General features: G+C 72.9%; 10 protein-coding genes. 3 read left to right on the plus strand and 7 right to left on the minus strand.

Annotation, left to right across the window (positions count from 1 at the left end):
- Positions 1–279 precede the first annotated feature (279 nt).
- The 4 genes from dnaG to ACFWBT_RS06355 form a co-directional block, all read right to left on the minus strand.
- Positions 280–2,184, minus strand: coding sequence for a DNA primase (gene dnaG, locus ACFWBT_RS06340; RefSeq protein WP_385696604.1), 1,905 nt, complete (start codon positions 2,182–2,184; stop codon positions 280–282).
- Between the two features lie 124 nt (positions 2,185–2,308).
- Positions 2,309–3,574, minus strand: a complete 1,266-nt coding sequence (locus tag ACFWBT_RS06345; RefSeq protein WP_266758464.1) for an NAD(P)/FAD-dependent oxidoreductase — start codon at positions 3,572–3,574, stop codon at positions 2,309–2,311.
- Between the two features lie 93 nt (positions 3,575–3,667).
- Positions 3,668–5,086, minus strand: a complete 1,419-nt coding sequence (locus ACFWBT_RS06350) for a deoxyguanosinetriphosphate triphosphohydrolase (RefSeq protein WP_385696606.1) — start codon at positions 5,084–5,086, stop codon at positions 3,668–3,670.
- An 83-nt stretch (positions 5,087–5,169) separates the two neighbouring features.
- The gene (locus tag ACFWBT_RS06355; protein WP_385696609.1) at positions 5,170–6,090 is read right to left on the minus strand and encodes a sirohydrochlorin chelatase; all 921 of its coding nucleotides are present in this window, start codon (positions 6,088–6,090) and stop codon (positions 5,170–5,172) included.
- 328 nt (positions 6,091–6,418) lie between these two features.
- Here ACFWBT_RS06355 and ACFWBT_RS06360 point away from each other — a divergent pair, with 328 nt between their 5' ends.
- Together ACFWBT_RS06360 and ACFWBT_RS06365 are read left to right on the plus strand one after the other, a co-directional pair.
- Entirely contained in the window at positions 6,419–7,132 is a 714-nt protein-coding gene (locus tag ACFWBT_RS06360; protein ID WP_385696611.1) for a vancomycin high temperature exclusion protein, read from the plus strand.
- 205 nt (positions 7,133–7,337) lie between these two features.
- Positions 7,338–9,518, plus strand: a complete 2,181-nt coding sequence (locus ACFWBT_RS06365) for a molybdopterin oxidoreductase family protein (RefSeq protein WP_385696615.1) — start codon at positions 7,338–7,340, stop codon at positions 9,516–9,518.
- A gap of 200 nt (positions 9,519–9,718) precedes the next feature.
- Here the strand turns inward: ACFWBT_RS06365 and ACFWBT_RS06370 are convergent, their stop codons facing one another.
- From ACFWBT_RS06370 to cutA, 3 genes are all read right to left on the minus strand, one after another.
- On the minus strand, positions 9,719–9,913 hold the full coding sequence (locus tag ACFWBT_RS06370; protein WP_385696617.1) for a twin-arginine translocation signal domain-containing protein: 195 nt from the start codon (positions 9,911–9,913) through the stop codon (positions 9,719–9,721).
- A 246-nt stretch (positions 9,914–10,159) separates the two neighbouring features.
- Positions 10,160–10,636: a gamma-glutamylcyclotransferase family protein gene (locus ACFWBT_RS06375; protein WP_385696619.1), complete on the minus strand. Its 477-nt coding sequence runs from the start codon at positions 10,634–10,636 to the stop codon at positions 10,160–10,162.
- Positions 10,633–10,959, minus strand: coding sequence for a divalent-cation tolerance protein CutA (gene cutA, locus ACFWBT_RS06380; RefSeq protein ID WP_385696622.1), 327 nt, complete (start codon positions 10,957–10,959; stop codon positions 10,633–10,635). Before cutA ends, ACFWBT_RS06375 begins: the two co-directional genes overlap by 4 nt.
- Positions 10,960–11,133: 174 nt before the next feature.
- On the opposite strand from cutA, the gene ACFWBT_RS06385 reads away from it, so the two are divergent.
- Positions 11,134–12,777, plus strand: a complete 1,644-nt coding sequence (locus tag ACFWBT_RS06385) for a M4 family metallopeptidase (protein ID WP_385696625.1) — start codon at positions 11,134–11,136, stop codon at positions 12,775–12,777.
- The last annotated feature ends 116 nt before the right edge of the window (positions 12,778–12,893 follow it).

Here is a 12,893-nt window from a genome sequence, read left to right on the forward strand (position 1 = left end):
GAACCCAGTGTGGAGTACGACACATCGCCGCCACGAGGGGCGTGCGGTGACTTTTTGCGTCCGGTCCGTGACCGCGTGGTTACCGTCCTGTACGAGTGCGCAGCTCAGCGAAGACGAAACCAGGAGAAGCGCGTACCGGATTGGCATGTGCGCCGGGCCCCGCGGGCCGCTCAGGACGCCCGTCGCGCCCCAGCGATCCCGCCGGTCCACCCCGGGAACACCCCTGCGGCGCCCGACCGGCCGTCCCCGGAACACCGGTGAAGGCTCCGCAGGTCGGCCTCAGAGGGCTTCGGCGCCCCGCTCGCGGAGCGCCTGCCCGTACTGCTGGAGCACCCACAACTCGTTCTGTACGGCGGCCAGCTGGGCCGGGTCGCCGCCCGCACTGAGGCGGGACAGGGAACCCTGGACGTCCCGGATGCGGCGGTCGACGGCGCGGCGGCGGACCGCTACGAGCTGGTCGCCCGCGTAGGTCTCGTCGACGGTCTTGCGCAGGATCGCCTCGACGGCCAGCTCGGTGACCATCGCGCGCACCGCGTCGTCCGGGGCGGCATCCCGGACCCGGATCAGAAACTCCTGGGGGTCCTGGACGCCGTACTCGGTGCCTCCGGCGTCCATGACCGCCTGGCGCACGGCGGCATAGGGCGGGGCGGTGAACTCGTCCATGCCGTAGGCGTCGAACGCCGGGGCGACCAACTCCGGCCGCTGGAGGGCGAGTTTGAGCAGCTCGCGCTCGGTGGCGAAGACGGGGTTGCGCAGGGTGAGGGCCGGGCCGCCGCCGGTGGGCGTCTGGACCGCGGAGTAGGTCTGCTGAGGGCGGCCACCGGCCGGCGCGGGCCCCATGCCGCCGCGGTCGCGGGCCCAACGGGCCAGCTGGGCCACCCTCTTGACGACGAACTGGGTGTCGAGGATGCCGAGCATGCCGGCGAGCTGCACGGCGACCTCGTGCTGCGCGCCGCTGTTCTTGATGCGGGCGACGACCGGGGCGGCCTCGTCGAGGGCGGCCGCGCGTCCCGCCGGGGTCTCCAGGTCGTAGCGCAGGACGATCTGGCGCAGCGCGAACTCGAAGAGGGGGGTGCGGGGTTCGACCAGGTCGGCGACCGCTTCGTCGCCCTTGGCGAGGCGCAGCTCGCAGGGGTCCATGCCGTCGGGCGCGATGGCGATGTACGTCTCGGCGGCGAACTTCTGGTCGTCCTCGAAGGCGCGCAGGGCGGCCTTCTGGCCGGCCGCGTCGCCGTCGAAGGTGAAGATCACCCGTGCCGAGCCGTTGTCCATGAGCAGCCGGCGCAGGATCTTGATGTGGTCGCCGCCGAACGCCGTGCCGCAGGTCGCGATGGCGGTGGTGATGCCGGCCAGGTGGCAGGCCATGACATCCGTGTAGCCCTCGACAACGACCGCCCGGCTGCTCTTGGCGATGTCCTTCTTGGCGAGGTCGATGCCGTACAGGACCTGGGACTTCCGGTAGATCGCGGTGTCGGGCGTGTTCAGGTACTTCGGTCCGTTGTCGGACTCGTACAGCTTGCGGGCGCCGAAGCCGACGACCTCGCCGCCGATGTCGCGGATCGGCCACATGAGGCGGCCGCGGAAGCGGTCGATGGGACCGCGGCGGCCCTCCTGGGAGAGGCCGGAGAGGACGAGTTCCTTGTCGGTGAAGCCCTTGCCGCGCAGATGGCGGGTGAGGTGGTCCCAGCCCTGGGGGCTGTAGCCGACACCGAAGTGGGCCGCGGCGGCCTGGTCGAAGCCGCGCTCGGCGAGGAACGAGCGGCCCGCGTCGGCCTCGGGGCTGGTGCCGAGCTGCTCGATGTAGAACTGGGCGGCGGCCTTGTGCGCCTCGACCAGGCGGATGCGCTCGCCGCGCTGGTGGGCGGGGTTGTACCCGCCCTCCTCGTAGCGCAGGGTGATGCCGGCCTGGGCGGCGAGGCGCTCGACCGACTCGGAGAAGGTGAGGTGGTCGACCTTCATCACGAACGTGATGGTGTCGCCGCCTTCCTGGCAGCCGAAGCAGTGGAAGAGCCCCTTGCTGGGGCTGACCTGGAAGGACGGTGACTTCTCGTCGTGGAAGGGGCAGAGACCCTTGAGGTTTCCGCCGCCCGCGTTGCGCAGCTGGAGGTACTCGGACACCACGGCGTCGATCGGGACCGCGTCCCGAACAGCCTTCACGTCCTCGTCATTGATCCTGCCTGCCACGAGGTGAGTCTACGGGGCCGCACCGACACTCCTGGGGCGGGTGAACGGCCCCCGGCCGGGGGCCGGGGGCGGACCCCGGGAATCCCGGCACGGGGGCGGTGCGGGAGCCGGGTGCCGCCGTCGGTCACGGAGCCAGGCTCTCCAGCGGAACGTGCGGGTCGGCGAGCGCGTCGGTGTCCACCTGGGCCCGGGACCGGATCAGCTGCTGGATCGGCTCCGTGACGTCCCACACATTCACGTTCATCCCGGCCAGCAGCCTGCCCTCCTTCACCCAGAAGGCGATGAACTCCCGCTTGCCCGCGTCGCCGCGGATCACCACCTGGTCGTACGTCCCGGGGGGCGCCCAGCCCGAGTACTCAAGACCCACGTCGTACTGGTCGGAGAAGAAGTAGGGCACGCGGTCGTACGTCGTCCCGCGGTCCAGCATCGAGCGGGCGGCGGCCGGTCCGCCGTTCAGGGCGTTGGCCCAGTGCTCGACGCGCAGCCGCGTGTCGAAGAGGCTGTGGTGGAAGGAAGCGACGTCACCGGCGGCGTACACGTCCGGGTCGGAGGTGCGCAGCCGGTCGTCGACCGCGATGCCGCCGCCGTGCGCGCGGTCGGCCAGTGTCAGGCCGGCGGCCTCGGCGAGACCGGTGCGCGGGGCGGCTCCGATGGCCGCGAGCACGTCGTGGGCGGGGTGCTCCTCGCCGTCGTCGGTACGGGCGGCCAGCACCATGCCGTCCTGGCCGACGATCTCGGTGAGCCGGGCGCCGAAGTGGAAGCGGACGCCGTGCTCGCGGTGCAGCTCGGCGAAGAGCTCGCCCAGCTCGGGGCCGAGCACGCTGTGCAGCGGGGTCGGCTCGGGTTCGACGACGGTGACCTCGGCGCCGTACTCGCGGGCCGCGGCCGCGACCTCCAGGCCGATCCAGCCGGCGCCGGCGATCACGATGTGGCCGTTGTCCCGGCCGAGCGCGGCGAGGACGCCCTTGAGCCGCTCGGCGTGGGCGAGGCGGCGCAGGTGGTGGACTCCGGCGAGGCCGGTGCCCGGGATGTCGAGGCGGCGCGGCTCGGCTCCGGTCACGATGAGCAGCTTGTCGTAGTGGACGAGGGTGCCGTCGTCGCCGAAGCGGACCGTCTTGGCCGTGCGGTCGATCGCGTCGACGGTCTGGCCGAGGTGCAGCTCGATGTCGTTCTGCGCGTACCACGCGGGTTCGTGCACGAAGACGCTGTCGCGTTCCTCCTTGCCGAGGAGGTAGCCCTTGGACAGCGGAGGGCGTTCATAGGGGTGGTCGCGCTCGTCGCAGATCAGTATCACGCGGCCGGTGAAGCCCTCCGCTCGGAGCGTCTCGGCCGCCTTGGCGCCTGCCAGGCCTCCTCCGACGATGACGAATGTCTGATCCGCGTCGACCACTTGATGCCTCCTCGTAAGGATGTCGCCATATGCGAGCGTCCCGCACGGAGCGTGATGCGGGAAGGGGGAGTGGCCCGATCAGGCCACGCAGGGTCACACTTCTCCGCTCCCATGGGAACGCGTGGTGAGCCTGAGGTGCAGGGAACGCGCCGAGGCATCCGTGAGGGATGCGATCTGGTCGACGATCACGCGCTTGCGGGCGCGGTCGTCGGCCGCGTGGTCGAACAGCGCCCGGAACTGCGGATCGAGTACCTCGGGTGCGCGGGCGGTGAGCGCTTCGGCGAGCTCGGCGACGATGATCCGCTGGTCGGCGCGGAGCCGCTCCTGCTCGGCGCGCTGCATGACGTACCGGTCGGCGACCGCCTTGAGGACGGCGCACTCGTGCCGGGCGGCTCGCGGGACGACCAGCTCCGCCGCGTACCGGGTGAGGCGCCCGGTGCCGTACCTCGCGCGGGTGGCGCCCTCCGCGGCCAGGCAGAAGCGGCCGATGAGCTGGCTGGTGGCGTCCTTCAGACGGGCCTGCGCGACGGCCGTTCCGTCGTACCCGTGCGGCCACCATTCCTGGTCGAGGAGCCGGTCGAGGGCCTCGGAGAGCTCGGCCGGATCGGTGTCGGCGGGCACGTACCGCCCGATGGCGACGGCGAAGATCTCCCGGCGTTCCGGTTCGGCGTGCAGCAGGCCGGTGTCGATGTGGCCGGCGTGCAGGCCGTCCTCGACGTCGTGCACCGAGTAGGCGACGTCGTCGGACCAGTCCATGACCTGGGCCTCGAAGCACGTCCGGGTGCCGGGGGCGCCCTTGCGGACCCAGTCGAAGACCGGCCGGTCGTCTTCGTAGACCCCGAACTTCGGCGACTTCGGGTCGTTGGGACGGGCGCCTCTCGGCCAGGGGTACTTGGTGGCGGCGTCGAGGGCGGCGCGGGTGAGGTTGAGGCCGACGCTGACGAGGTCGTCGCCCGCCGCGGCGGAGGCCGATGTCACCATGTGGCTGCGCACGAAGCGCTTGGGCTCGATCCGGGTGAGCAGGCGCAGCGACTGGGCGTTGCCCTCGAATCCGCCGCAGTCATCGGCGAATTCGTTGAGCGCCTGTTCGCCGTTGTGCCCGAAGGGCGGGTGGCCCAGGTCGTGCGAGAGGCAGGCCGCCTCGACCAGGTCCGGGTCGCAGCCGAGGGCGGCGCCGAGCTCCCGGCCCACCTGGGCGCACTCCAGGGAGTGGGTCAGCCGCGTCCGCGGACTGGCGTCCCACACCTGGATGGGTGCCCCGCCCGATCCGGCGGCGCCGAGCACCTGGGGAAGGGTGCCGGGAGTGACGACCTGGGTCTTGCCCGCGAGGCGGCGCAGGGCGGCGGAGTGCAGCACACGCGCGCGGTCGCGCTGGAAGGCGGTGCGGCCGGGGCGTTTGTCGGGCTCGACGGCCCAGCGCTCGACGGCCGACACGTCGTACTCGTCGTGATCCGTGTGGTTCTCGTGGGTCTGCGGTGCGGTGTCTTCGGTCTTCGGTGCCATGCCTTCCATGGCACCGACAGTAGACGCAGGGAGTGACAATCGGGACGCGGTCGCCGACGGTGCGGTGCCGGGCGAGGGGGCGACCGCCGGGATCAGGCCGGGATCAGGGCGCGCTCCGGGGCGGGCTCGGGGGCCGCGACGGCCTGGTCGTAGCGGTGCAGGACCAGGCGGGCCATCGCCGGGTGGTCGCCCAGCGGTTCGGCACGGATCCAGGGGGCCTCCTCGGCGCACTGTGTGGCGAAGCGGCCGGGAGCGGTGAAGTACGAGGCGACGGCGATGCGGTGGCGGCCGCGGGCGGAGAGGGCGCGCACCGCGGCGGGAACGGTGGGTGTGGCGGCGGAGGCGTACGCGGGGACGACCGGCACGCCGAGGCGCTCGGCGAGCAGCTGGGCCGTGCGGCGGGTGTCGGCGGCCGAGTCCGGGGCACGGGAACCGGCGGACGCGAGCACGACGGCGCTCGCGCGGCGGGCCGAGTCGCTCATCCTGGTCCGCCAGCCGGCCTCGACGAGGCGCGCGCAGAGGGTTTCCACGAGCAGCGGGTGCGGGCCGAGCGGGGCGGCGACGCGGGTGCGCACGCCGGGGACGGCGGCGGCGGTCTCGGGGATGTCGCGCCGGACGTGGTAGCCGCGGCCGAGCAGCAGCGGTACGAGGACGGCGTCCTGCCGGCCCGCCAGGGAGGTGAGCGTGTCGCGGAGCAGGGGCTCGTTCAGTTCGATGTGGCCGAGGCGCACGGACAGCTGGGGGCGCAGTTCGCGGACGCGTTCGATCAGGGAGCGCACGGTGGCGAGCGCGCGCGGGTCACGGCTGCCGTGGGCGACCAGGACCAGCGCGGGTGGCGCCGGACGGCGGGTGCCGTTGAGCGAGACGAGGCTGAGCTGGCTGCCGAGCTGGCTGGTGATCCGGTTCATGAGTTGCGCCGTACTGTCGAGGGGGTCTTCGAGGTGGGCGCCGCGCGGCGGCGGGCCGCCGGGGCGGTGGGAGGACTCGTCGCGAGCGGGGTTCGACGCCGTCATGGGGCGATCCTGACGGCAGGAGGTTGCCGGGCCGTTGCGCCGGTATGACGGGTGTTTTCCGGCGGTTCACCGTACGGCGGCGGTGCAGTGTGAGCGCCTCCCACCTGCGGCTCTCTCCCGCCGGGCAATGCGGATCCGCGCCCCCGGGTGAACCGAACGGCCTCACGACGCGTCCTCATCTGTCGAAGGGGAACGCGAAGTCCGGCCCGCGAACGGGGGCGGGAGCCGAAGCGGAATACGCTGCCGGGGCCGAACGGGAACGGCGGGAGCGCCGACGCCCGCACCGGTCGCGCACCCCGCGAGCGACCACACCTGGGGGACATCGATCATGCCGCGCCTGCCGCGCCCGAAGCGCCCGAGCTTTCGCCGACCGCGTCTGCTCCGCCTGCCGCGTACGCGCAAGGGGCAACGGCGGGCCGTGCAGGCGCTGATGGTCCTGTGCGTGCTGGCGCTGCTCCCGGCGACGTGGATGTACGCGGTGACGGGCGACCGGCTGCGGACGGCGGCGGACGCTCCGCGCACCGAGGTCGCGATCGTCTTCGGCGCGGGTCTGTGGGACGGCGAGCCGTCCCCGTATCTCGCCCACCGGCTGGACGCGGCCGCGAAGCTGTACCGGGCCGGCCGGATCGAGGTCGTCCTCGTCACCGGTGACAACAGCCGCGAGGACTACGACGAACCCGACGCGATGCGCGCCTATCTCACCGCGCGCGGGGTGCCGGGCCGGCGGATCGTCAGCGACTACGCCGGCTTCGACACCTGGGACTCCTGTGTCCGCGCCCGCAAGATCTTCGGTGTCCACGAAGCCGTCCTGATCAGCCAGGGCTTCCACATCCGCCGTGCCCTGGCCCTGTGCCAGGCCGCCGGTGTCCGCTCGTACGGCATCGGCGTCGACGCCAAGCACGACGCCACCTGGTACTACGGCGGCACGCGGGAGATCTTCGCGGCGGGCAAGGCCGCGCTGGACGCGGTGTTCGAGCCGGATCCGCGTTTCCTCGGGCCGAAGGAGCCGGGTGTCACCCGCGCTCTGGCGGCGACGCGCTAGAGACGATGCGCGTCACACGCGGTCGGGCACCGTCGTCCGGAGTCCGGGCCTCGGCCGGGCGCGAACGAGGTGATCCACCACGTCAGGGCGTCCGTGCGGCGCGGGGCGACCTCACCGCGGGTCCGGCCCGGCCGGGAGGTCTCCGCCCCGGCCGTGTAACGCGTGCCTCCCCGGCGCGTAACACGCCCACCGCACGCTGGGCGCCATGAACGCCTCCGTGACGCCCACCCACTGCCCGTACTGCGCCCTGCAGTGCGGGATGAACCTGACGCCGTCGCCCGGCGGAGGCGTCGAGGTGACCGAGCGCGCGGACTTCCCGGTGAACCGGGGCGCTCTGTGCGGCAAGGGGCGCACGGCGCCGGCGCTGCTGTCGTCCCGGGTGCGGCTCACCTCGCCGCTCGTCCGCACCGCGGGCGTCCTGGAGCCCGCGAGCTGGGACGAGGCGCTGGCCAGGATCGCCGGGGGGCTGGCCCGCACCCGTACGGAGCACGGCCCGGACGCGTGCGGGGTGTTCGGCGGCGGCGGACTGACGAACGAGAAGGCGTACGCCCTGGGGAAGTTCGCCCGCGTCGTCCTGCGCACCTCGCAGATCGACTACAACGGCCGCTTCTGCATGTCGTCCGCGGCGGCGGCCGGCGTCAGGGCCTTCGGTCTCGACCGAGGGCTGCCCTTCCCCCTGGAGGACATCCCGCGGACCGGCTGTGTGATCCTCGTCGGCTCCAACCTCGCCGAGACGATGCCGCCCGCGCTGCGCTTCGTCACCGAGCTGAAGGAGAACGGCGGCACGCTCGTCGTCATCGACCCGCGCCGCACCCGCACGGCCGAACAGGCGGACCTGCATCTCGCGCCGCGCCCGGGGACGGATCTGGCGCTCGCGCTGGGGATGCTCCATCTGGTGGTCGCCGAGGGGCGTACGGACGAGGAGTTCATCCGGGCCCGTACGAGCGGCTGGGAAGCGGCCCGGGCCGCGGCGATGGCGCACTGGCCGGAGTACGTGGAACGGATCACGGGGGTGTCCGTTCCCGAACTCCGCGCAGCCGTGCGGATGTTCTGCGAGCCCGAGGACGCGATGGTCCTCACCGCGCGCGGACCCGAGCAGCAGTCCAAGGGCACCGACACCGTGGGTGCCTGGATCAACCTGTGCCTGGCCACCGGGCGTTCGGGCCGGCCGCGGTCCGGCTACGGCTGTCTCACCGGGCAGGGCAACGGGCAGGGCGGGCGCGAACACGGCCAGAAGGCAGACCAGTTGCCCGGCTACCGCAAGCTCACCGACCCGGCGGCGCGACGGCATGTGGCCGAGGTGTGGGGCGTCGACCCCGACACGCTGCCCGGTCCGGGGCGCAGCGCGTACGAACTCCTCGACGCGATGGGGACGGACATCCGCTCGCTGCTGCTGATGGGGTCGAACCCGGTGGTGTCCGCGCCCCACGCCGCGCACATCGAGGAACGCCTGAAGTCGCTGGACTTCCTCGCGGTCGCCGATGTCGTCCTCTCCGAGACCGCCGCCCTCGCGGACGTCGTGCTGCCGGTCACCCAGTGGGCCGAGGAGACGGGCACGACGACGAACCTGGAGGGCCGCGTGCTGCTGCGCCGACGGGCCCTCAGCGCTCCCGAGGGGGTCCGGAGCGACCTTGAGGTCCTGCACGAACTCGCCGCCCGCCTCGGCGTGGAGAAGGGGTTTCCCACCGATCCGGAGGAGGTCTTCGAGGAACTGCGTCGGGCGAGCGCGGGCGGGCCCGCGGACTACTCGGGGATCACCTATCGCCGGCTGGCGGAGGAGAACGGGGTGTTCTGGCCCTGTCCGGCGCCCCCGGCCCCGGAGGCGGGCACGGCCCCGGCGCCGGACACCGGTACCGAGAACGTCCTTCCCTCCGTGGTCCCGGACGGCCCGGTACCGGCCGGGACCGGCGAGGCACACCACCCGGGCACCCCCCGCCTCTTCCTCGACCGGTTCGCCACCGAGGACGGCCGGGCCCGGTTCGTGCCCGTGTCGCACCGGCCCGTGGCCGAGGAGCCGGACGACGAGTACCCGGTGCTGCTGACCACCGGGCGGGTGGTCGCTCAGTACCAGTCGGGGGCGCAGACGCGGCGCGTCGACGAGCTGAACGCCGCGGCGCCCGGCCCGTTCGTGGAGATGCACCCGCGGCTGGCCGAACGGCTCGGCGCAGCGGACGGGGACGCCGTGACCGTGGTGTCGCGGCGCGGCCGGGCCGTCGCACCGGCCCGGATCACCACCGCCATCCGCCCGGACACCGTGTTCATGCCCTTCCACTGGCCGGGCGAGGGCCGCGCCAACACGCTGACCAACCCCGCCCTCGACCCGATCTCCCGGATGCCGGAGTTCAAGGCGTGCGCGGTGCGGGTGGAGGCGGCGCACAAGGAGTGACGGCGGCGGTGCCGCCTCCGGCCGGGCCCGGTGCCGGGCGCCGCGCCGTGGTGCTGGGCGCGCGTGCCTCGGGGAAACGGTCGGTGCGCGACAGCGGGCAGGCCGGCGCGGAGCGCCGTGCCGGACCCGTGGACGGCCTGGACGCCGCTGATCGAGGACCCGCCGGACACGAGCTTCCGGTCCAGCTCGCGCCACGACGGTCAGTCCCCGCTCGGGCCGTCCACCCTGGACCGCTCGACGGACTTGGGGGTCTCCCCCGGGCTGGATCGGGAGTCGGAGGGCCCGCCCGGCTCCGGGTCGGCGGAGCACGAGCTGAGCCCGATGCCGAGGGCGGCGCCGACGGCCGCCCCGCTGAGCGCGAGAACTCGTCGTCTGGTCAGGGTGCGGTCGGTCATGGCCGGACCTTAGGGGCGACGACGCCCGCGCCACCGGGGGCGCACGGGACGGCCACCCACACGGGTGCACGCGGGCGCGGTGGGCCGCCTTCGCGTCCGCCCCGCCCCGCCGGCACGCGCCTGCCCCCTGCCCGGAGTCGGGCGCGCCCGGCGCCCGGCTGCGGAACATGCCCGCCCTCCCGGCCGAGTCCACAGCCGCGCACGCGGACACGCGGACACGCGGGCACCCGAGGCACGCCGGGCGAATCAGTCGCGTCGGTGGGTCCGGGGGGCTCCTCCGGGGCCGCGCCAGTCACCGTCCTCGATCGGCCTGCCTTCGGCTCGCAGGCGGGCCGCCACCGCGGGTGCGGCGACGTACACCCAGGCCCGTACGACCGTGGCGCCGTCCGCCCGCACGGCGTCGCGCGCGACCCGCTCGTACAGGTTGCGCGGATCACCCGGCGCGTACTCCTCCAACTCGTCGAGCGCCGCGAGGAGTTCCCCGTACGTGTCGGGCAGCGCGGTCACGAGTTCGCCGCTCACCGCGCCGCCGGGCTCTTCGACCGCGTACGGGTATCCGGGCCCCTCGTACAGCACCAGCCCCCGCATCCGCCCGGGTTCCTCGGACCGGGTCCGGCCGCGCAGGAAGAGGTCGTGGTTGTGCTCGCCGGGGCGCAGGGTGCCGTAGACGAAGAAGGGCAGTTCCGCCGCGTCCGGCGGGTCCGAGGGGTGCGGCGGGTTCAAGGGGCCGTTTCCTCTTCCAGCCAGCGCAGGTAGTCGGGGCTTCCCGCGACGACCGGGGTCGCGATGATCTCGGGTGTGTCGTAGTCGTGGGCGTCCTGGAGATACGCCTCCAGCGCCGGGTAGCGCGCCGCGGTCGTCTTGAACTGGATCTGCCACTCGGGGGCGGTCAGCACGGCGCCCTCCCAGTGGTAGACGGAGGTGACAGGCCCCGAGATCTGCGCACAGGCAGCGACCCGCGCCGCCACCGCGCCACGGGCCAGCGCCGTGGCCTTCTCGACGGCATCCGTCGTGGTCAGGACGGCCAGGCAGGCCGGCGATTCCATGATCGTCTCCATTCGTGAGGGTACGGAAACGATTCTCGCCGCATCCCGCGCGCACCATGCAGGCGCTATGGACATGACATGTCATGGACCTTTAAATCTAAGTCAGCTCTCAGCGCCCCCTCCCTGCGCTCTCCCCCCACGCGCCCTCCCCAAGGCGCCCTTCCAAGGAGACCGATGAGTCGAATACGGCACATCCGAGGTTCCTCGCTCGTCACCGCCGGCGCGGCCGTGACCACGGCCACCCTGCTGGCCGCCGCGCTCGCCCCCGCCGCGAACGCCGACAGCAGGCCGACCCGGGCCACCGCGATCGAGAACGCGGCCTCGGCGCTGGTGGCCCACGCCACGAACCTGGGCCTCACCTCAGCGCAGAACACCTCCGTCCGCGACGTCGCCGTCGACAAGGACGGCACCCAGCATGTCCGCTACGACCGGACGTACCGGCAACTCCCGGTACTCGGCGGCGACTTCGTGGTCCACCTGGCCCCGAACGGCACATACCGCAGCGCGAACCGCGCGACGGCCAAGGCCGTCTCGCTGCCCGGCGTCACCCCCGCGCTGTCCGCCCCGAAGGCGGCCGGACTCGCCGTGACGGCGCTGCGGGCCGCCCATCCGGGCGAGGCGCTGAAGAAGCTGACGGCCAAGCCGCGACTGGTCGTGGACGCCCTGCACGGAACGCCGAGGCTCGCCTGGCGCACGGACGCGGTGGCCCAGGACTCGCTCGGCAACCCGGTCGCCCGCACACTCCTGACCGACGCCCTCAGCGGCGCACGGATCGACGCGTGGGACACCATCGAGACGGCGACGGGCGACGGAACATCGCTGTACAGCGGCACGGTTCCGCTGGAGACGACGCTGTCCGGATCGACGTACCAGCTGAAGGACCCGACGCGCGGGAACACGTACACGGGCGACGCGGCGAACAAGACGGACCTGTGCATCTTCGGGATCTGCATCAGCCGGGCGCCCGCGACGCTCTTCACCGACACGGACAACCACTGGGGTACGGGCGCCACTTCGGACCGCTCGTCCGCGGCGGTGGACGCGCAGTACGGCACGAACGAGACCTGGGACTACTACAAGAATGTCCACGGGCGGAACGGCATCGCGGGTGACGGCAAGGGCTCGTACAACCGCGTGCACTACGGCAACAACTACAACAACGCCTTCTGGGACGACAGTTGCTTCTGCATGACGTACGGCGACGGGGACGGCTCGACGTTCGGGCCGCTCGTCGCGCTGGACGTCGCCGGGCACGAGATGTCGCACGGGGTCACCTCGAAGACGGCCGCGCTGACGTACTCGGGCGAGTCCGGCGGCCTGAACGAGGCGACGTCCGACATCTTCGGCACCATGGTGGAGTGGTACGCGAACAATTCCTCGGACGCCGGTGACTACCTGATCGGCGAGGAGATCGTCCGCTCCGGCTTCGGCAAGCCCGCCCTCCGCTTCATGGACAAGCCCTCCAAGGACGGCAACTCGGCCGACTGCTGGAGCAGTTCGGTGGGCAACCTGGACGTCCACTACTCCTCCGGCGTCGCCAACCACTTCGCCTACCTCCTCTCGGAGGGCAGCGGGGCGAAGACCGTCAACGGCGTCAGCTACGACTCCCCCACCTGCAACGGCTCCACGGTGTCCGGCATCGGGCACGACAAGGTGGGCAAGATCTGGTACCGCGCGCTGACGGTCTACATGACCTCGTCGACGAAGTACGCGGGCGCGCGCACCGCCACGCTGAACGCGGCCAAGGACCTGTACGGCGCGGGCAGCGCCGAGTACAACGCCGTGGCGGCGGCCTGGTCGGCGGTCTCCGTGGCCTGACCGGCACCGGACACCCTCCGGCCCCCCGGGCCCTCCGGCACCGACACCCCCCGGCCCCCCGGGCCCTCCAGCACCGGACGCCCTCGGGGGTCCCGTGGGCAGGCGTCGCCAGGACG

The sequence above is a fragment of the Streptomyces sp. NPDC060027 genome (genome assembly GCF_042737005.1).
Taxonomy (GTDB): domain Bacteria; phylum Actinomycetota; class Actinomycetes; order Streptomycetales; family Streptomycetaceae; genus Streptomyces.

Bases quoted from the DNA above. Each gene is read 5' to 3' on its own strand.
- ACFWBT_RS06355 (WP_385696609.1), bottom strand. From the start codon at position 6,090: ATGACGGCGTCGAACCCCGCTCGCGACGAGTCCTCCCACCGCCCCGGC.
- cutA (WP_385696622.1), bottom strand. From the start codon at position 10,959: ATGGAATCGCCGGCCTGCCTGGCCGTCCTGACCACGACGGATGCCGTC.
- ACFWBT_RS06370 (WP_385696617.1), bottom strand. From the start codon at position 9,913: ATGACCGACCGCACCCTGACCAGACGACGAGTTCTCGCGCTCAGCGGG.
- ACFWBT_RS06360 (WP_385696611.1), top strand. From the start codon at position 6,419: ATGCCGCGCCTGCCGCGCCCGAAGCGCCCGAGCTTTCGCCGACCGCGT.
- ACFWBT_RS06350 (WP_385696606.1), bottom strand. From the start codon at position 5,086: ATGGAAGGCATGGCACCGAAGACCGAAGACACCGCACCGCAGACCCAC.
- ACFWBT_RS06385 (WP_385696625.1), top strand. From the start codon at position 11,134: ATGAGTCGAATACGGCACATCCGAGGTTCCTCGCTCGTCACCGCCGGC.
- ACFWBT_RS06365 (WP_385696615.1), top strand. From the start codon at position 7,338: ATGAACGCCTCCGTGACGCCCACCCACTGCCCGTACTGCGCCCTGCAG.